This window comes from Bradyrhizobium sp. CCGUVB23 (assembly GCF_024199885.1).
Taxonomy (GTDB): domain Bacteria; phylum Pseudomonadota; class Alphaproteobacteria; order Rhizobiales; family Xanthobacteraceae; genus Bradyrhizobium.
Window position 1 is genome coordinate 10,133,764 of record NZ_JANADQ010000001.1, and the last position, 19,987, is coordinate 10,153,750.

The 19,987-nt window shown below is 64.8% G+C and carries 16 protein-coding genes; 13 read left to right on the top strand and 3 right to left on the bottom strand.

Annotation, left to right across the window (positions count from 1 at the left end):
* The first annotated feature begins 90 nt into the window (after positions 1-90).
* The 6 genes from NLN62_RS47695 (at position 91) to NLN62_RS47720 (ending at position 4,527) form a co-directional block, all read left to right on the top strand.
* Positions 91-516, top strand: a complete 426-nt coding sequence (locus NLN62_RS47695) for a CBS domain-containing protein (RefSeq protein WP_027521245.1) — start codon at positions 91-93, stop codon at positions 514-516.
* A gap of 110 nt (positions 517-626) precedes the next feature.
* Positions 627-1,640 carry a 2-dehydropantoate 2-reductase gene (locus tag NLN62_RS47700; RefSeq protein ID WP_027521246.1) on the top strand — a complete coding sequence of 338 codons (1,014 nt, stop codon included), beginning with the start codon at positions 627-629 and terminating at the stop codon, positions 1,638-1,640.
* A complete protein-coding gene (locus tag NLN62_RS47705; RefSeq protein ID WP_027521247.1) occupies positions 1,640-2,428 on the top strand; it encodes a fumarylacetoacetate hydrolase family protein in 789 nt (262 codons plus the stop codon). Before NLN62_RS47700 ends, NLN62_RS47705 begins: the two co-directional genes overlap by 1 nt.
* A 254-nt stretch (positions 2,429-2,682) precedes the next feature.
* On the top strand, positions 2,683-2,880 hold the full coding sequence (locus NLN62_RS47710) for a hypothetical protein (RefSeq protein WP_027521248.1): 198 nt from the start codon (positions 2,683-2,685) through the stop codon (positions 2,878-2,880).
* A 50-nt stretch (positions 2,881-2,930) separates the two neighbouring features.
* Complete coding sequence (locus NLN62_RS47715; protein ID WP_035661152.1) at positions 2,931-3,557, top strand: hypothetical protein; 627 nt, start codon at positions 2,931-2,933, stop codon at positions 3,555-3,557.
* Between the two features lie 265 nt (positions 3,558-3,822).
* Positions 3,823-4,527 carry a hypothetical protein gene (locus tag NLN62_RS47720; RefSeq protein ID WP_027521250.1) on the top strand — a complete coding sequence of 235 codons (705 nt, stop codon included), beginning with the start codon at positions 3,823-3,825 and terminating at the stop codon, positions 4,525-4,527.
* Between the two features lie 39 nt (positions 4,528-4,566).
* Here the strand turns inward: NLN62_RS47720 and NLN62_RS47725 are convergent, their stop codons facing one another.
* Both NLN62_RS47725 and NLN62_RS47730 read right to left on the bottom strand, forming a co-directional pair.
* The gene (locus NLN62_RS47725) at positions 4,567-5,268 is read right to left on the bottom strand and encodes a hypothetical protein (protein ID WP_254113269.1); all 702 of its coding nucleotides are present in this window, start codon (positions 5,266-5,268) and stop codon (positions 4,567-4,569) included.
* Between the two features lie 13 nt (positions 5,269-5,281).
* Positions 5,282-7,351, bottom strand: a complete 2,070-nt coding sequence (locus NLN62_RS47730) for a hypothetical protein (RefSeq protein WP_156944083.1) — start codon at positions 7,349-7,351, stop codon at positions 5,282-5,284.
* Between the two features lie 449 nt (positions 7,352-7,800).
* Here NLN62_RS47730 and NLN62_RS47735 point away from each other — a divergent pair, with 449 nt between their 5' ends.
* The 4 genes from NLN62_RS47735 to NLN62_RS47750 all read left to right on the top strand — a co-directional run bounded on the left by NLN62_RS47735 (position 7,801) and on the right by NLN62_RS47750 (position 13,947).
* Positions 7,801-8,796, top strand: a complete 996-nt coding sequence (locus NLN62_RS47735; RefSeq protein ID WP_254113270.1) for a nitronate monooxygenase family protein — start codon at positions 7,801-7,803, stop codon at positions 8,794-8,796.
* 56 nt (positions 8,797-8,852) lie between these two features.
* Complete coding sequence (locus tag NLN62_RS47740) at positions 8,853-9,821, top strand: zinc-binding dehydrogenase (RefSeq protein ID WP_254113271.1); 969 nt, start codon at positions 8,853-8,855, stop codon at positions 9,819-9,821.
* A gap of 197 nt (positions 9,822-10,018) precedes the next feature.
* Positions 10,019-11,392 carry a cation-efflux pump gene (locus NLN62_RS47745; protein ID WP_027521255.1) on the top strand — a complete coding sequence of 458 codons (1,374 nt, stop codon included), beginning with the start codon at positions 10,019-10,021 and terminating at the stop codon, positions 11,390-11,392.
* Between the two features lie 224 nt (positions 11,393-11,616).
* On the top strand, positions 11,617-13,947 hold the full coding sequence (locus NLN62_RS47750; RefSeq protein ID WP_027521256.1) for a PAS domain-containing sensor histidine kinase: 2,331 nt from the start codon (positions 11,617-11,619) through the stop codon (positions 13,945-13,947).
* A gap of 6 nt (positions 13,948-13,953) precedes the next feature.
* On the opposite strand, the gene NLN62_RS47755 is transcribed toward NLN62_RS47750, so the two are convergent.
* Positions 13,954-14,847 (bottom strand): LysR family transcriptional regulator, encoded by an 894-nt coding sequence (locus NLN62_RS47755; protein ID WP_027521257.1) that lies wholly within the window; start codon positions 14,845-14,847, stop codon positions 13,954-13,956.
* A gap of 225 nt (positions 14,848-15,072) precedes the next feature.
* On the opposite strand from NLN62_RS47755, the gene NLN62_RS47760 reads away from it, so the two are divergent.
* The 3 genes from NLN62_RS47760 to fdhF are packed head-to-tail and all read left to right on the top strand — an operon-like array spanning position 15,073 to position 19,986.
* On the top strand, positions 15,073-15,549 hold the full coding sequence (locus tag NLN62_RS47760) for a formate dehydrogenase subunit gamma (RefSeq protein ID WP_027521258.1): 477 nt from the start codon (positions 15,073-15,075) through the stop codon (positions 15,547-15,549).
* Positions 15,546-17,102, top strand: a complete 1,557-nt coding sequence (locus NLN62_RS47765; protein ID WP_027521259.1) for an NADH-quinone oxidoreductase subunit NuoF — start codon at positions 15,546-15,548, stop codon at positions 17,100-17,102. The genes NLN62_RS47760 and NLN62_RS47765 overlap by 4 nt, the downstream gene beginning before the upstream one ends.
* Positions 17,103-17,112: 10 nt before the next feature.
* Complete coding sequence (gene fdhF / locus NLN62_RS47770; protein WP_254113272.1) at positions 17,113-19,986, top strand: formate dehydrogenase subunit alpha; 2,874 nt, start codon at positions 17,113-17,115, stop codon at positions 19,984-19,986.
* Position 19,987 lies beyond the last annotated feature (1 nt).

Sequence of the window (19,987 nt, forward strand, 5' to 3'; positions counted from 1 at the left end):
AAGATTTTTCGGATGCGCCAAATCCAGCGCTTGACGATTGGCATAATGTATACCAGACTATTTCCAGATCGTTCACCCAGGGAGGTTGCAATGCTGGTCGGAGACATTCTGCGCAAGAAGACGTCGCGCGTCGTGACCGTGCGTATGAACGAAACGGTGGGTATTGCCGCGAAGCTGATGCGCGCCAACAACATCAGCGCGCTCGTGGTCAAGGACGTCGTCCGCTCCGAGGGCAACACCGCCGTCGGCATGTTCACCGAGCGCGACGTGGTGCGCGCCGTCGCCGAGCACGGCGCGGCCAGCGTCAACGTCAAGGTCTCGCAGCTCATCTCGGTGCAGCAGCTCGTCTCCTGCACCTCCTCCGACACAATCGAGCACGTGCGGCATCTGATGAACCGGCACCACATCCGGCACCTGCCCGTGATCGACGACTACAGCCTCGTCTCCGTCATCAGCATGCGCGACATCGCCGCCGCCGTCGACGCGATCACCGACAGCACGCCGCACGCGGCCTGACAGGCCGAACTACTTCCCCTGCGACTTCTGGCCCCGGCTCGGACCATCCGAGCCGGCCAGGACCCTTCGTGCCCAAATTCCCGATTCAGCTCCCCCTCTGCGAGGATTTCATGAAGATCTGCATCTACGGCGCCGGCGCGATCGGCGGATATCTTGGAGTGCAGCTTAAGCGCGCGGGCGCCGACGTCAGCCTCGTTGCGCGCGGCCCTCACCTCGTCGCCATGCGCGAGCGCGGCTTGAGGCTGCTCATGGATGGCGAGGAGCACGTGGTGCATCCGCGCTGCACCGACAACGCGGCCGAGCTCGGCGTGCAGGACTACGTGATCGTCACGCTGAAGGCGCATTCGATCACCGGCGTGATCGAGAAGATGCAGCCGCTGCTGGGGCCGCGTACCCGCATCGTCACCGCGGTGAACGGCATCCCCTATTGGTACTTCTACAAGCACGGCGGAAGTTACGAGAACTCCACGCTCGAGAGCATCGATGCCGGCGGCCGGCAGTGGCGGGAGCTGGGCGCCGAGCGTGCCATCGGCTGCATCGTCTATCCCGCCACCGAGATCGAGGCGCCCGGCGTGATCCGCCATGTCTACGGCAACAATTTCCCGCTCGGCGAACCCTCGGGCGAGATCACGCCCGACGTGCAGCGCCTGGCCGACCTCTTCGTCGCCGCCGGCATGAAGGCGCCGGTGCTCGACCGCATCCGTGACGAGATCTGGCTGAAACTCTGGGGCAATGTCTGCTTCAACCCGATCAGCGCGCTGACCCATGCAACGCTCGACGTGATCTGCACCGATCCTGCGACGCGTGCGCTGTCGCGTGCGGTGATGCTGGAGACGCAGGCGATCGCCGAGACTTTCGGCGTCAAGTTCCGCGTCGACGTCGAGCGCCGCATCGAGGGCGCCCGCAAGGTCGGCGCGCACAAGACCTCGATGCTCCAGGATCTCGAGCGCGGCCGCCCGATGGAGATCGATCCGCTCGTCACTGTGGTCCAGGAGATGGGCCGCATGACCGGCATCGCTACGCCCGCGCTCGATTCCGTGCTCGCCATGGTCACCCAGCGCGCCCGGATCGCCGGCCTCTACGACGGCGTCACGACGCCTGCCCAAACCAAGGCGGTGGCGTGATGAGCGCGGCCGGCCCGACGAAATGGCTCCGCTTCCGACACGCCGGCGCGACGGGATTCGGAACGCTCACGCCAAGCGGCATCGCGGTACATGACGGCGAGATTTTCGGCCGCAACACGCCGAACGGCCGAGTGCTGGCGCTCGACGAAGTGGAGCTGCTCGCGCCGTGCGCGCCGAGCAAGATCGTCGCGCTCTGGAACAACTTTCACGCGCTCGCCGCAAAGCTCAATCAGCCCGAGCCGCCGGAGCCGCTGTATCTGTTGAAGGCAACCACCAGCATCACAACGCCGGGCGCCGTGATCCGCCGCCCCTCCTCCTATGACGGCAAGACCACGTATGAAGGCGAGCTCGGCATCGTCATCGGCAAGAGCTGCAGCCGCGTTTCGAAAGCCGAGGCCGACGCCTTCATCTTTGGCTACACCTGTGTCAACGACATCACCGCCAACGACATCCTCACCCGCGATCCTACCTTCGCGCAATGGGCCCGCGCCAAGGGCATCGACGACTACGGCCCGTTCGGCCCGGTGATCGTAACCGGTCTCGATCCCGCAAAGCTCGTCGTCCGAACCATCCTCAACGGCGTGGAGCGGCAGAACTATCCGATCTCCGACATGATCTTCAGCGCGCAGGAACTGGTCAGCAAGATCTCGCATGACATGACCCTGCTTCCGGGCGACCTCATTGCGGTGGGCACCTCCGTCGGAGTCGGCGTGATGAAGGAGCCCGTCAACACCGTGACCGTCGCGATCGACGGCATCGGCGAGCTGACCAACGAGTTTCGTCTGTAGCCGAACCGTCGTAACCCGGATGAGCGAAGCGACATCCGGGAGGCGCGCCTCCGCGGGATGGCTTGCTTGAGTTCTCGCAAAACCCATCCTGCGCTCATCACGCGCGTGTGAGGTCTCACGCACAGCAAACATATTTCTCCAACGCGCCGCGCGTTCGCCGCACTGTGGACGCATTCCGACGCGCATCTTCGAGGTGCTTGGGGAGCGCGGCGGGCTACGGCCGTGCTTTGTCTGATCTCAAAGGGGAACTACCAGTGAAGAAAATCGTGATTGCAATGGGCGCAACGCTTGCCCTGGCGACGGCCGCGAGCGCCGCGGATCTGCCGCACCGGCAGCCCGTCCCCGTCTATCCGCAGGGACCGGCTCCGATCGGCAAGATGCCGATCGGCAAATCGCCGATTGGAAAAGCTCCGATCGGCAAGGCGCCCGGCCCCATCGTGTCGCGCTACTGAAGCCTCACGCATCTCCAAAGCTGCTTTTGTCGACGGCTGAAAGGCGAAGCGTGGCAATCACACGTCAGAGATCGGGATTGCGCATCCTAGCGGGATGCGCAGTCCTTTCGCTCGTTTGCACAATCCAGTCGGCTTCTGCCCACGAGGCACGCAAGCGCATCGCTGACGCGAATGCGCTTGCGCCCCGTAACGCGCCTGCCCGGTCCAAGGCCGGTCAGGCGAAGGGCCCCTATTACGTGGACTTCAGAGCAAGGACCGCGGCAAGCTGGGGACATGCCTTCGTCTGGTACGGCAAGACCAGCGAGCGCGCCGTCGAAGTCGCAGGCCTGACGCCCGCGGGCGACACGCTCACCTATATGCTCGGCCACGTCATTCCGGTCCCGTCCGAGACGGGGGCGAGCTATGGCGACCTCGATCCGGAATATCTGACGGCAAGCTACCGCGTCTATCTGAACGAGGCCGACGCCAAGCGGGTGTTCGCCTATATCAGGAAATTGCAGGACAGTTCGCCGGTCTGGAACGCCGAGACCATGAACTGCACGGGCTTCATCGGCAACATCGCGGAGTTCATGGGACTGAAGGTCCCCATGCGCTGGCAACGCCCCGAGGAGTACGTCAGCAAACTGAAGGAAATGAACGCCGGCCGCCAGATGGTCCAGCTCGCGCCGGAGCAGTAGCGCGCGTTCATACCCACTGGGCAGGACCTCCTGCCCTTCCACGAGCCTCCTCGTCATTCCGGGACGCGCCAAGCGCAAGCCAGGAATCCATATCCGCGAGCGTTAGTTGGGTCACGAGCCGGCAAGGCGGCCGTGCATCATTCCGGGCTCGGCGCTTCGCGCCGCCCCGGAATGACGTACTTTCGGGTCTTGCGGCTCGAACCCGGGCGCCTGACAGAGCGACAAAATAGCCGCCGCTCACCGCAAGCACGTCGACGCACCAATCATGTCTTTCATCCTCGGCCTCCTATCCGGTCTCCTCGGCGCACTCGCCGGCTGGTCCGGCCTTGCCGCGCTGGTAGTGGCGCTGTCCGGGCCTGACCGCGACGGGGGCATCGCCATGGGGGCGTTCTTCAACATCGGCCCTTTCGGCGGCCTCGTCGGCTTCGGTATCGGCGTCTGGCTGTTCACGAGATTCGGCATCGTTCGCGAGAACGCGCCGCCGGATGACATGCCGGGCGCGGTGAGCCGGACGCACATCTCCTACCCCTTTGCCGTGACTGTCGTGCTGATCGTCGCGGGCCTCGCCTATTGGGGCTGGTACGAGCTGATCCGCTCGCCCTACCTTACGCACGGCTTCATGACGCTCGAGCTGCAATTCCGCCTGCCGCCCGGCAAGGCCTTGCCGCCTGACAAGACCGACGTGCAGATCTATGTCGACGAAAGCCACGGCTTCGCGCCCGTCACCTTGAGCGAAGGCTGGCACGGTCACGATGGCGACCGCCAGGTCATCCTCGCGACCGCCGCGCTGTCGTACAAGACGAGCCGGCGCGAGGTCATCCTGACTCTTCCCGACACGCCCACCGAGACCTGGCGGATCGATCTCTCCCGCGATCCCGATCCCACGCCGGGCTATTCGCCCTGGCGCCCCGGGATCGGCGGGTCGCCCGCGAAGATCGAGATGAATTTCCGCCTGACTGCCGATCGCTAGAAAATCGCGTCGCGCGCAAGACTGGCTGGGCTGCTGCCCCTAAGCTTCGGGACGGCTCTCCTCATAAACCTCTTGCTCGCTGTCCTCGGCGTCGGGAAACACGAAAGTCAGAACCCGAGTCGCGGCTTGTCCGGTCACGCGTCTGATCAATTCTCGGCGTTCGCCATAGAGCAACTTCAGGGGATCGGGAATGTCGGCGCCGGGTGGTCGCTCCCACACCTCGTTCGAAAACCCGAGCATCTCGGTGCAGTAAACGCTCATCGACACTTCCGAAAGCAGGTATTCGCGTTCGTAGTCTCGCTCCCGTTCCGGCGACGCGCCGAGACCATAGCGTCCGGCTCTCTGCTCGACGAATGCCTGAATCGTGTCCGCGAGCATCCGGTCCCCCAGCACTGCTTGTTGCAGGCGCTGCGCGAAGTCCGAGTATTGCGCCGTTTCCGCGATCTCGTCCCAGCAGACGATGGCACCGCGCGCCCGTGCACCCGATCGGAAGGATGTCCGCTGGATCAGCTTCAGGATCTGGCTGGCTTCCTGCTTCGCCTTGTGCACTGCCGACGGAATGGTCCAGTATCGGCCGGTCATTAGACGATCCAGGACAAGCAGGCGATCGGCGACCACCATCAGGTGATCATGATGCCTGAGGTCATACTTGTCGAAGAGCGTCATGAGCCCGGCGGTCGTACGGTACCTTGTGTGCGGGTAGAGACACACCGGAATGAAATATCGGGCCTCACTGGGCATTCGATTGCATCCTTCAACTGGTCGCGCCGCTGGTCGCATCGGCCGGCTTTGCCTGCCAGGCGGAAGGCTGTATCCCTCGCGAAGGGTCCGGGGCGGGAGACGGTCTCGTCGTATCGACGCTCGCTCGCATGTTGAGCTGAGCGACGAAGTCGGGGGTGCCGGAGAAGCGCTCCGCATAGGCTTCGTAGATGAGTGAATCTCCGAAGGCTGACATCAAGCCGAAGCCCCCGGCTTTTCCGCAGGCATCGCCTTCACCATCCCATCTCACGGCAGTGCCTTCGGGAAATTGCTGCCAGTGTCCCTGGCAGCGCACCGCCGAACTCTTCAGCCCTCCTCCGTTCGGCGACAGCAGACATGCCGTGCCATCGCGATGGAGATACATCGAGAACAGACGCCCCTGTCGGCTCGAAGCTTCGATGAACTGTCCCGCAAAGGACCGTCCTCTGTCCGTGTACAGCTCCGAAATCTGCACGATGATGCACAACACAAACGCAACGAGGCCGATCTGCATCGCAACGAACAGACTCATATAGATGCTCGCAATCCCCACCTGGCGAACGGCCGGCTGGGCGAGGCTGCTCGTGAAAAATCCGGCCGCCATCATGACGAGCGCGCCGACTACGGCACGACCGAGAATCCTTGTCCACGACGGCCGCGCGTCCTGAACTGGGCTGTCGCCGAGCCACAACGCGACGCCAGCAATGACGATTGCAAGCGGCGCCCAGGGCAATGTTTGAGTGACGGCCTCGACCAGCCCCTTGCTGATGTCGCGGGCCTCCACTTTGAGCACCTGTCCGCCGACGAGCAGGGCAATGAGAACGAGCGCAATATAGCCGAGGGCGCCGCCGAGAAGGATGGGCTTCGCGTAACGCAGGATGGGACGCTCTCGATCGAAATTGTTGATGTCGAACCACTCCCGTCGACCGATGTGGACGCCGCGAATGAGCAGCGCTCCCAGGATCGCGAAGAAATAGAAGGCATCCGTCGACCAGGACCAGAAGAACTGCCCAGGCAACTCGGTCGGCACCTTCAACGCTTCGATCGTCTGCTCGTCCTTCAAAACGAAGTTCTCAAAGAGCTGCGTCGTCCAGACCGCGAACACGGACAGAATCGAGAGCGCTGCGAGCGACAACCAAACGAGCGCCTCGATGCGGCGTTCGCGGGGCGGATCCGGCCTGACCGCAAACCCGAGCTTGCTGATGATGTCGAGGCTCTCCGCGTCGTTCCTGACGCTGGACCGGACGCCGCAAGCCACGAAGGTATAAAGCCGATCTCGCAGGTTCCGGACTTCGCGGATCGCCGCCGGGTCGGGAACTGCGTCAGGATTGGAATTGGCGCGCAACCGCTCGGTCAAGTACTTGCGCACGGGCAGAGCGAGCGCAATGTGCCTGTCGTTGATGCTGTCGAGCTCCTCTTTGTAGTAGTCGTAGAAGAGCGGATCGATGTTGGTGCTCGCCTGGTTATTCTCGGACAATGCGCTCAGCACACACCCGGTGTTGTACCAGACGTGCAGGAAATCGTCCTCGAAGATCAGCTTGCTCAGGTTTGCCGGCTCTTGACCGCTCTTTCCGATCTGCACGCCGAGCTTGCGGGTCTGCAGGGCGACTGCAGCGGCGCTGCAGTGGAACGGGAAGCCGCGAAGTTGGGCGACGGTTCGACGGATCGATTCAGGTATGCGAGCGACCGAATGAAGAAGCCCTCGGATGCGGCGTTCTCCTTCGTTCAGCCGCGGAATGGTCTGGAATGCTATCAGCATCAGCGCAACACCGAGCGGAAGGGTCGTATCGCTGGGCTTTGGAGCTTTTTGGCTGAGCTCCTCGGGAAGCAGGGCGTAGAAGATCTCCGGTACGGCCGACAGGATGAAGAAGACGATGAGGATCGCGAAGACATAGCCGAGCTTGGCGCGCAGGTAGCGCCTTCGCGAGGTCGAGAATTTCGGTTTGTAGCGCACGAAATATTCGGACGTGCCTTCATAGCTCGGCTCGTCGAACCGCGACCAGAAATACACCCCGATGATCATCGCACCGAAGCCTAGCGCCGCAAGCCAATGCGCATTGTGCGCGATCCATATCCAGCCAAGCATGGCGGCGCCTCCCGTCTTCGCGAGTGGAGCGATCCGCGGCAGCGCGCGCATCGCTGCAGGCAGTGTGTCGAGCCGACTTCCGAGTTCCCGCGAAGGTAGCATTTTGGATAGTTCACATTTGTGAATTGGATCACAGGGCGGCCGCAGTTCGCACGGGTCACTGTGTCGCACTCACGCCAATATTACATTTTACCGAATTTTTGATTTTATAAGTGCAGCGTTTCGCGATCGTCTGGCGTTCGCCAGGACGATACCGGAGAGCGCATCTGGCGCCGCCCGCCGGAATTATCCGCCGCGCGGAACATCGCCCGTCGCTCGCATGATCGCCCTGCCCTGGCCGCACTTCCCGCGAATAGACTTTTGCCGGACCGGGCGGCATCCTGCCGCCGAACACGATCGATAAGAGGCCGCACGGCCAATCGCGCGCGCCCGAGGAAACAGAGGGACTCATGCTGAAGACACGTTTCACCGAGCTGGTCGGCGTCGAGCATCCGATCGTCCAGGGCGGCATGCAGTGGGTCGGGCACGCCGAGCTCGTGGCGGCGGTGGCGAACGCCGGCGCGCTCGGCTTCATCACGGCGCTGACCCAGCCGACGCCCGAGGACCTCACCAAGGAGATTGCGCGCTGCCGCGAACTCACCGACAGGCCATTCGGCGTCAACCTCACGATCCTGCCCGCGATCAAGCCGCCGCCCTATGCCGAATATCGCGCCGCCATCATCGAGGCCGGCATCAAGGTGGTCGAGACCGCCGGCAACAAGCCGCAGGAGCATGTCGATGAGTTCAGGAAGCACGGCGTCAAGGTCGTGCACAAATGCACCAGCGTCCGCCACGCCCTGTCCGCCGAGCGCATGGGCGTCGACGCCATCTCGATCGACGGTTTTGAGTGCGCCGGCCATCCCGGCGAGGACGACACGCCGGGCCTGATCCTGATCCCGGCCGCCGCCAACAAGGTCAGGATCCCGATGATCGCCTCGGGTGGCTTCGCCGACGCTCGGGGCCTCGTGGCCGCGCTGGCGCTCGGGGCCGACGGCATCAACATGGGTACCCGCTTCATGGCGACCAGGGAGAGCCCGATCCACCAGCTCATCAAGGAGAAGATCGTCGCCAATGACGAGCGCGAGACCGAGCTGATCTTCCGCACCATGCGCAACACCTCGCGCGTCGCCAGGAACGCGATTTCCACCAAGGTCGTTGCCATGGAGAAGGAAGGCGCCCGGTTCGAGGACATCCGCGAGCTGGTGGCGGGCGCCCGCGGCAAGATGGTCTATGCGACCGGCAATTCGGACGAAGGCATCTGGTCGGCCGGCCAGGTGCAGGGCCTGATCCAGGACATCCCGAGCTGCGCCGAGCTCATCTCCCGCATCGTGCGCGAGGCGGAGGCCATCATCAGGAACCGGCTCGAAGGCATGATCGTTCAACCGGTGGCACAAGCTGCGGAATGATCGCCAGCGCGCGCTTAGCGTTGCGATTCACGTTTAGGATGAACCAGAGGTGACGCATGAAGGCCTACGTCTATGGCCCTGAGGGAGCTGCGATTTCCGACGTCGCTCAACCAACGCCTAAGGGCACGCAGGTGCTGGTCCGCGTCCGCGCCTGCGCGCTCAACCGCGCCGACACCGGCATGCGCAAGGGCCATGCCCATGGCGCGGCCGGCGGGGTCGGCACCGTACTTGGCATGGAATGGGCCGGTGAAGTCGCGGCCCTCGGGCCCGACGCGAAGGGCGTGAAGGTCGGCGACCGCATCATGGGCTCGGGCGCCGCGGCGTTTGCGGAGTACACGCTCGCCGATCACGGCCGCCTGTTCCGCGCCCCCTCGAACATGAACTTCCAGGAAGCCGCCACCCTGCCCGTCGCGCTCGCGACCATGCACAACGCCGTCGTCACCGTCGGCGGAATTCAGCCGGGCCAATCCGTTCTGATCCAGGGCGCAAGCTCCGGCGTCGGCCTGATGGCGATGCAGATTGCCAAGCTCAAGGGCGCAAGGCTCGTGATCGGTTCGTCGACGGATGCCCATCGCCGCAGCCGGCTTACCGATTACTGCGCCGATCTAGCGATCGACTCCTCCAACCCCGGCTGGGTCGACCAGGTGCTGAAGGCCACCGGCGGCGAAGGTGTCGACCTCATCGTCGACCAGGTCTCGGGCAAGGTCGCGAGCCAGAACCTTGCCGCAACCAAGGTGAAGGGCCGCATCGTCAATGTCGGCCGGCTCGGCGGCACCCATGGCGACTTCAATTTCGACCTGCATGCGGCGCGTCGCATCAACTATATCGGCGTCACCTTCCGCACCCGCACGATCGAGGAAATCCGCGATATCTTTGAGGAGGTTCGCAAGGACATCTGGAGTGCGGTGGAAGCGCGCAAGCTGCAGCTGCCGATCGACAAGGTGTTTGCCTTCGACGACATCGACGCGGCCTTCGCGCACATGGAGGCCAACAGGCATCTCGGCAAGATCGTCGTCACGCTGTGAGGGCGTCACCGTCATTCCGGGGCGCCCGAAGGGCGAACTATGGTGCGCAATTGCGCACCTGAGAATCTCGAGATTCCGGGTTCGATGCTTCGCATCGCCCCGGAATGACAGAGCGGGCCCCGCTCTTGCAACTCACTTGCGACTGCACCTGTGGATCGTCGCTTGATGTTCGCGGACCGCCTGCTAAATCCCCGGCCATGAATTCTCACACCAGCAAAACCTCGGTCGCCGCGATCTCCATCTTCGCCAGCGGCGGCATGGCGGCCGCCAAATTCGTGGTCGGGATCGCGATTGGCTCGCTGGCGCTGATCTCTGAGGCGCTGCATTCCTCGATCGACCTGGTCGCAACCATCATCACCTGGGCGGTGGTGCGGGTGTCCGACAAGCCGGCCGATGACGAGCACCATTACGGCCACGGCAAGCTCGAGAGCATCTCCGCGCTCGGCGTCACTGCCCTGCTCTACGTGCTGGCCGGCGGCATCCTGGTCGAGGCCTATAGCCGCCTGCGCGAGGGCACGGCGCCGCCGACCATCTCGGCCGTGCCCTTCGTCGTGCTGGTGATCGACATCGTCGTCAATCTCTGGCGGGCGCGAGCGCTGCATCGCGCCGCGCGGGAGACGCGGAGCCAGGCACTCGCGGCCGACGCACTGCATTTTGCCTCCGACGTGATGGGCTCGTTCGCCGTCATCGCCGGCCTCATCCTCGCCGGCCTCGGCTTCTGGTGGGGCGACGCCGCGGCGGCGGCCGCCGTCGCCGTGATGATCGCGGCTCTCGGCCTGCGCATGGCAGGCTCCACGGTGCAGACGCTGGTCGACCGCGCGCCGGAGGGCGCGCTGGAGAAGGCCACTGCCGTAATCAAAAGCGTGCCCGGCGTGCTCGATGTCGAGCGCCTGCGCGTACGCATGGTCGGGGCGACCTATTTCATCGACACCATCGCAAAGGTGCCGCGGACCTATCCGATCGACCGCGTCGAGGACATCAAGCGCAACGCGCAAGCCGCCGTCGGCAAGGCGTTCGGCGACGCCGACCTTACATTCACCGCCGTCCCCGTCGCGCGCGACAACGAGACCGTGCGCGACCGCATCATGGTGATCGCGCGCAATTCGGGCCTTGCCATCCATCACGTCACCGTGCACGACCTCGGCGCCAAGCTGATCGTCGGCATCGATCTCGAGGTCGACGCCGAGATGCCGCTGGTTGCGGCCCACGACGTCGCCAACACACTGGAGCGCAACATCCAGGAGGAATTCGGCGAGGATGTGGAGGTCGACGTCCACATCGAGCCGCTCCAGCCGGAGCTGCCGTTCGGCGTCGACGCGCCGGCGGAACGGGTGCAGGCCATTGCAGCCGCGCTCACCGGCTTTGCCGCTGATAGCGATATCCACGACATTCATAATGTGCGCGTGCGCAACACCGATGCCGGCGAGATCGTCAACTTCCACTGCCGCGCCACGCCGTCGATGAGCGTGATCAAGGTGCACGAGCATGTCGACGAGATCGAGCGCGCGCTGCGACGCGCCTTCCCGAGCGTGAAGCGCGTGATCAGTCACGCCGAGCCGCCGCGCGCCTGAACCAGCACGCGAAGAGTCACACGTTCCCGTTTCGGACTCACCACGCAGGTCATATTGCGGCCGCCGGCGGCGCAAACTCTCCATTGGATAAGAATTATTTCGCGTTAACGATTCGTTGACTCTCGACAGTCAACGAAAACTGGATTCAAATCGCTGTGATTCGGAAGCGAGCGGGGGCTTCATTCCGAATTGTGGTGCAGCAATATCTCCTGGGGGCCGAAGGCATGCCGCGCGCAGACGCCGCGAGCGCGTGCGTCCAATCCGATTCGATCAAGGGATTGGCGCAATCGATCGCGAAACCGGCCTACCACCGGCTCCTGATCGCCGAGCCGGCGCTCCGGCGCGCTGTGCCTACTCTCATCATCGCCTTCCTCATCACCATCTGTCTCGGCGCCTTCGTCCAGGTCGTCGACCAGACCCGGCAGAAGCGGCTGGTGATCAAGCACGACATTCAGGCGCTCGCCGACCTGCTCGCCGAGCGCATCGATCGTCTCGCCTCGGTGCGCATGGAACGGCAGAAGAACATCGAGCGCCTGCCGACGCTCTTGCCCGAGTTCGTTCCCTCCTGGGGCACGGCCTCGGGCCGCCACGTCATCGTCACCTCCGTCGGCACCGACCGCCGCATCCTCGCACGCATTCCCGTGGACACCGACCCGGCCGGCAACGACCGCCTGCTCGATGCGATCACCACCGCGCAGCTGGTGGCGACGCCGCCGCAACAGAACGACGTCTCCGATCTCACGCTGCCCAGCGGCAACAGCGCGGTGGCGATCTCGCGGCCGATCAAGTCGCTGCCCGGTCAGGTCACCGTGATCCAGGAGCGCAACGAGCCGATCTGGGGCTCGGATGCCGCGCTCTCGGTGACGCTGTCGGCGACCACCGGCTTCGTCGTCCTGATTCTCGGCTTCGCTTTCCACTGGCAGTCGACCCGCGCCCGCGAGGGCGACCTGATCAACGACGCCGTACGCGGCCGGATCGACACCGCGCTCAACCGCGGGCGCTGCGGCCTTTGGGACTGGGATCTTTCGCGCGGCAAAATCTTCTGGTCGCAGTCGATGTTCTCGATGCTGGGCCTCGACGGCCGCAACGAGCTCCTCACCTTCGGCGAGGTCAATGCGCTGGTGAAGTCGGACGACATCGACCTGTTCGCGATCGCCGACCAGCTGATCTCGGGCCAGATTGACCACATCGACCAGAGCTTCCGCATGCAGCATGTCGACGGCCACTGGATCTGGCTCCGCGTGCGCTGCGAGCGCACGCGCGCCACGGGCGATTCCGCCATGCACCTGATCGGCATCGCCGTCGACATCACCGAGCAGAAGAGCCTTGCCGAAAAGACGGTGGAAGCCGACCTGCGGCTGCGCGACGCCATCGAGACGATCCCGGAAGCCTTCGTGCTGTGGGACAACAGCGACCGTCTGGTGCTCTGCAACTCGCACTTCCAGCGCCTGCACAGGCTGCCGGACTCGGCCGTCATCCCCGGCACCTCCTACGAGACCGTGCTCGAGGTCGGCCGCATGCCGGAGGTGCGCACCCGCCACAACGAGACCGCCAATCAGGGACCGGGCGCCCGCACCTTCGAGGCGCAGCTCGACGACGGCAGCTGGCTGCACATCAGCGAGCGCCGTACCAAGGACGGCGGCTACGTCTCGGTCGGCACCGACATCACGCGCATCAAGGAGCACGAGCAGAAGCTCGTCGACAACGATCTGCGCCTGCGCGCCACCGTCATCGACCTGAAGCGCTCGCAAGCGGCGCTGGAGCGCCAGACCAACGAGCTCGCCGATCTCGCCGAAAAATACCAGCGCGAAAAGACCCGCGCCGAAGAAGCCAACCAGACCAAGTCGAAATTCCTCGCCAACATGAGCCACGAGCTGCGCACGCCCCTGAACGCGATCATCGGCTTCTCGGAGGTCATGGGAAGCGGCATGTTCGGCGAGCTCGGAAACGAGAAGTACCAGGAATACTGCCAGGACATCCTCACCAGCGGTCACTACCTGCTGGAGGTCATCAACGACATCCTCGATATGTCCAAGATCGAGGCCGGCCGCATGAAGCTCGACATGGAGGAGCTCGACCTGTCGCGCACGCTCGCGGAATCGCTGCGGGTGGTCTCGGGCCGCGCGCAGGACAAGAACCTGACGCTCGATGCCGACATCGACAGCATCATCTCCGTCGTCGCCGACCGCCGCGCCACCAAGCAGATCATCGTCAACCTCCTGTCCAACGCCGTGAAGTTCACGCCCGACGGCGGCCGCATCGTGGTGCGCAGCCGGCAACTCGAGGACAAGGTCGTGCTGATGATCGCCGACACCGGCATCGGCATCGCCCCGCATTCGCTGGCGCGGCTCGGCCGCCCCTTCGAGCAGGTCGAGAGCCAGCTCACAAAGACCTATCACGGCTCGGGCCTGGGGCTCGCGATCGCCCGCTCGCTCGCGCAACTGCACGGCGGCACGATGCGGCTGCGCTCGAAGATCGACGTCGGCACCATCGTGCGCGTCACGCTGCCGCGCGATGCCAACAAGGCCGCAGCCAGGATCCCCGCGGCCGCCTGACCCCGGTCAGGATTGCAGCGTCGGCGCCACCTCGCGCGCGACGTTGACGAGCGCGGCGATCAGCGGCGTCATCGGGTCGCGCTGCGGGATCACAAGGCCAATGCTGTAGTTGACCTCGGGATCGATGATCGGGATCGAGCGGACGGTGTCCTTGAGGCCGAGCGTCTCGGCAAGCTTCGCAGGCATCACGCTCGCCCAGCGCCCGGTCTTCACATGCGTGAACAGCACCAGCAGCGAGTTCGACGTCAGCGTCGGCGTCGCCTCGGCATTCACCGAGCGCAATGCGCGGTCGATGATGCGGCGGTTCTGCATGTCCGGCGTCAGGAGGCACAGCGGCACCTTGCCGACCTCCGCCCAGGTCACCGTCTCGCGGTCGCCGAACATCGCATCCGGCGCGGTCAGGAGGCGATAGCTCTCGTTGTAGAGCGGGATGGTGCGCACCTTGCCGATCGGCTCGTTCTCGATATAGGTCAGCCCCGCATCGACCTCGAGATTTTCGAGAAGTCCCAGCACCTCCGACGAGGTGGTCGACTGGATGCGGAAACGCACCTCCGGATGCTTGGCGCGGAACGGCGTCGTCAGCGAGGCCACCATGCCGAGCGCGGTCGGGATCGCCGCGATGCGGATCTCGCCGGAGAGCTTGTGCTTCAGCCCGTTGATCTCGTCGCGCATGGCGCGGGCGTCGCCGACGATGCGTCGCGCCCAGTCGAGTGCCCGCTCGCCTTCCGGCGTAAAGCCCTGGAAGCGCGAGCCGCGCTGGACCAGCATGACGCCGAGAATCTCCTCGAGTTGCTTCAGCCCGGTCGACATGGTCGGCTGGGTGACGCCGCAGGCTTCCGCCGCGCGTCCGAAATGCCGCTCCTTGGCGAGCGCCAGCAGAAGTTCAAGCTTGTCGAGCAACCGCTATTCCCCTGGGATTATGTCGTGGCATGCAAGCTATCACGATGGGCCTTCTCCAACACCCGAAAACGGGACGTTGCCGGAACAATCATTGCGATTTCGTATCACCCGATTGCGTGACCCTATCGATGCGAATTCCCGATCGCAGCATGGGACAGCTTTATTGATTTTCGAATGATTCCAAATACTCATGGGGGCAGGTCACCCTCTGGTTGAGAATGAAAAATGACGGGGATTCACGAGCCTTGGGACGAAACGCGCGGCGCTGAAATCATCGCCGAACACGCCGGACAGGAGGGCGCGACGCTGGTCATCCTCCATGCCCTGCAAGGGGCCTTCGGCTATGTCCCGGAGGCCGCGATTCCCATGGTCGCGCAGGCGCTCAACCTGTCGCGCGCCGAGGTTCATGGCGTGTTTACCTTCTACCACGATTTCCGCCACAAGCCCGCCGGCCGCCACGTCCTCAAACTCTGCCGCGCTGAGGCATGCCAGGCCGCCGGCGGCGATGCGCTGGCGGCGCGTGCCGAGGCGAGGCTCGGCGTGTCGCTCGGCAGCACCACTGCCGACGATCGCGTCACGCTGGAGCCGATCTACTGCCTCGGCCTCTGCGCGACTGCCCCGTCCGCAATGCTCGATGGCCGCCTCGTCGGCCGGCTCGATGAGAAGCGCCTCGATGCGCTGGTTGCGGAGGCGCAGCGATGAAGATGCGGATCTTTGTTCCCCGCGATGCAGCTGCCGTCGCTGTCGGCGCCGATGATGTGGCCGCGGCGCTCGAGCAGGCCGCCGAGAAGCGCGGCCTTCCAGTCGAGATCGTCAGGACGGGCTCACGCGGGCTGTGTTGGCTGGAGCCGATGGTCGAGGTGGCGACCCTCAAGGGCCGTATCGCGTACGGACCGGTCAGCCCGGAGGATGTCTCCTCCGTGTTCGACTCGATGGCGAGTAACGGAGAGCACCCCCTCCGGCTTGGCATCGCAGACGAGATTCCTTGGCTGAAGCGCCAGACCCGCCTCACCTTCGCGCGCTGCGGCGTGATCGATCCGCGCTCGCTCGCGGACTATCGCGCCCATGGCGGCTACAAGGGCCTCGAACGCGCACTGTCGCTTGGCGCGGATGCGATCCTGGCCGAGGTCGCATCGTCCGGCCTGCGCGGCCGTGGCGGCGCCGGCTTCCCGACCGGCATCAAGTGGAAGACGGTCGCGCAGGCGAACGCCGACCGCAAATTCATCGTCTGTAACGCCGACGAAGGCGATAGCGGCACGTTCGCCGACCGCATGATCATGGAGGGCGATCCCTTCCTGGTGATCGAGGGCATGACCATCGCGGCGATCACCGTCGGCGCCACCAAGGGCTACATCTACATCCGCAGCGAATATCCGCACGCCGTCGAGGCGATGAACGCGGCGATTGCGGCGGCAACGCGCGGCGGCTATCTCGGCACGAACATCGGCGGTTCCACCCAGAGCTTCGATCTCGAAGTGCGCGTCGGTGCAGGCGCCTATGTCTGCGGCGAGGAGACCTCGCTGCTGGAGAGCCTCGAAGGCCGCCGCGGCATCGTGCGCGCAAAGCCGCCGCTGCCGGCCCATCACGGCCTGTTCGGCAAGCCGACCGTCATCAACAACGTGCTGTCGTTCGCCGCCGTTCCCTTCATCCTCTCAGAAGGCGCCAAGGCCTACGCCGATTTCGGCATGGGTCGCTCGCGCGGTACGATGCCGATCCAGCTCGCCGGCAATATCCGCCATGGCGGGCTGTTCGAGACCGCATTCGGCGTCTCGCTCGGCGAGCTCGTCGACGACATCGGCGGCGGCACTTTCACCGGCCGCCCGGTCCGCGCCGTGCAGGTCGGCGGGCCGCTCGGCGCCTACTTCCCCCGCGCGCTGTTCGACACGCCGTTCGACTACGAGGCCTTTGCCGCGCGCGACGGCCTGATCGGCCATGGCGGCATCGTCGTGTTCGACGACAGTGTCGACATGCGCAAGCAGGCGCGATTTGCGATGGAGTTCTGCGCCATCGAATCCTGCGGCAAGTGCACGCCGTGCCGGATCGGTTCGACCCGCGGCGTCGAGACCATCGAGAAGATCATGCGCGGCGAGCGCGTGAGCGAAAACCTCGCGCTCGTCGAGGACCTCTGCAACACCATGAAATTCGGCTCGCTCTGCGCGCTCGGCGGCTTCACGCCCTACCCCGTGCTGAGTGCCCTGAAACATTTCCGGGAAGATTTTGGCCCGGCACCGGCCACGCTGCAGGCCGCGGAATAGGAGAACAACGATGTCTCTGATCGAGGAAATCGACTTCGGCACGCCGCGCTCGAAATCGGAAACGATGGTCACGCTGACCATCGACGGCAAGGAGATCTCGGTGCCCGAGGGCACCTCGATCATGCGCGCGGCGATGGAGGCGGGTCATCAGATCCCGAAGCTGTGCGCGACCGACATGGTGGATGCATTCGGCTCCTGCCGCCTCTGTCTCGTGGAGATCGAAGGCCGCGCCGGCACGCCGGCCTCCTGCACTACGCCCGCGATGAACGGCCTCGTCGTGCACACCCAGACCGAGCGGCTGAAGAAGCTGCGCAAGGGCGTGATGGAGCTCTACATCTCCGACCATCCGCTCGACTGCCTCACCTGCGGCGCGAACGGCGATTGCGAGTTGCAGGACATGGCCGGCGCCGTCGGCCTGCGCGACGTGCGCTACGGCTATGAAGGCGAGAACCACGTCTTCGCCAAGTCCAATGGCGACGTGAACCCCGCCTGGCTGCCGAAGGACGAGTCCAATCCCTACTTCACCTACGATCCCTCCAAGTGCATCGTCTGCTCGCGCTGCGTCCGCGCCTGCGAAGAGGTGCAAGGCACCTTTGCGCTGACGATCTCGGGCCGCGGCTTCGAGAGCCGTGTCTCGCCCGGCATGAGCGAAAGCTTCCTCGGCTCGGAATGCGTCTCCTGCGGCGCCTGCGTGCAGGCCTGCCCGACCGCGACGCTGACGGAAAAGTCGGTGATCGAGATCGGCCAGCCCGAGCACTCCGTCGTCACCACCTGCGCCTATTGCGGCGTCGGCTGCGCCTTCAAGGCGGAGATGCGCGGCGAGGAAGTCGTCCGCATGGTGCCGTGGAAGGACGGCAAGGCCAATCGCGGCCATTCCTGCGTCAAGGGCCGCTTCGCCTGGGGCTACACGAACCACAAGGAACGCATCCTCAAGCCGATGATCCGCGAGCGGATCGAGGACCCCTGGCGCGAGGTGTCGTGGGACGAAGCCTTCTCGTTTGCCGCGGCCAGGATGCGCGGCATCCAGACGAAATACGGCCGCGACGCCATCGGCGGTATCACCTCCTCACGCTGCACCAATGAAGAGACCTATCTGGTGCAGAAGCTGATCCGCGCCGGCTTCGGCAACAACAATGTCGACACCTGTGCCCGCGTCTGCCACTCGCCGACCGGCTATGGCCTTGCCACCACCTTCGGCACCTCCGCAGGCACGCAGGATTTCGACTCGGTCGAAGATACCGATGTCGTCGTTGTCATCGGCGCCAACCCGGCCTCCGCCCACCCCGTGTTCGCTTCCCGCCTGAAGAAGCGGCTGCGGCAGGGTGCAAAACTCATCGTGATCGATCCGCGCCGCACCGAGATGGTGGAATCGCCTCACGTGAAGGCGCTGCATCTGCCGCTAATGCCCGGCACCAACGTCGCGGTCATGACGGCGCTGGCGCATGTCATCGTCACCGAGGGGCTCGTCAATGAGGAATTCGTGCGCGAGCGCTGCGACTGGAGCGAGTTCGAGGAATGGGCGGCGTTTGTCGCGCAGCCCAAAAACAGCCCGGAGGCGACCGCGATCCTGACCGGTGTCGATCCCAATGTGCTGCGCGAAGCGGCGCGGACCTACGCCACCGGCGGCAATGGCGCGATCTATTACGGGCTCGGCGTCACCGAGCACAGCCAGGGCTCGACCACGGTGATCGCGATCGCCAACCTCGCGATGGCGACCGGCAATATCGGCCGCCCCGGCGTCGGCGTGAACCCGCTGCGCGGCCAGAACAACGTGCAAGGCTCCTGCGACATGGGCTCGTTCCCGCACGAGCTGCCCGGCTATCGCCACATCTCCGGCGACGCCGTGCGCGACCAGTTCGAGGCGATGTGGAACGTCAGGCTCAATCCCGAGCCGGGCCTGCGCATTCCCAACATGTTCGATGCTGCGGTCGAAGGCACCTTCATGGGGATCTACGTGCAGGGCGAGGACATCCTGCAGTCCGATCCCAACACGTCGCACGTGGTGGCGGCGCTCTCGGCGATGGAATGCGTCATCGTCCATGACCTCTTCCTCAACGAGACCGCCAACTACGCCCATGTCTTCCTGCCCGGATCGAGCTTCCTCGAGAAGGACGGCACCTTCACCAATGCCGAGCGCCGCATCCAGCGCGTCCGCAAGGTGATGACGCCGAAGAACGGCCTTGCGGATTGGGAGGTCACCATCGGGCTTGCGAAGGCCATGGGCTTCGAGATGAACTACAAACACCCCTCCGAGATCATGGACGAGATCGCGGCGCTGACGCCGACGTTCGCCGGCGTCTCCTACGCAAGGCTCGACGAGCTCGGCTCGGTGCAGTGGCCCTGCAACGAGAAAGCGCCCGAGGGCACGCCGGTGATGCATATCGACGGCTTCGTCCGCGGCAAGGGCAAGTTCGTCGTTACCGAGTATGTCGCGACCGACGAGCGCACCGGACCGCGCTATCCGCTGCTGCTGACCACGGGGCGCATCCTCAGCCAGTATAATGTCGGCGCGCAGACCAGACGCACCGACAACGTGGTCTGGCATGCCGAGGACCGGCTGGAAATCCATCCGCACGACGCCGAGCAGCGCGGCGTGCGTGACGGCGACTGGGTGCGGCTGAAGAGCCGCGCCGGTGAGACCACGCTGCGCGCGGAAATCACCGACCGCGTCGCGCCGGGCGTGGTCTACACCACGTTCCACCATCCGGACACGCAGGCCAACGTGATCACTACCGAATATTCGGACTGGGCGACCAACTGCCCCGAATACAAGGTCACCGCCGTGCAGGTGTCACCGTCCAACGGACCGTCCGACTGGCAGAAGGCCTATGACGCGCAGGCGCGGCATTCGCGCCGTATCGCGCCCGCGGAAGCCGCGGAGTAGG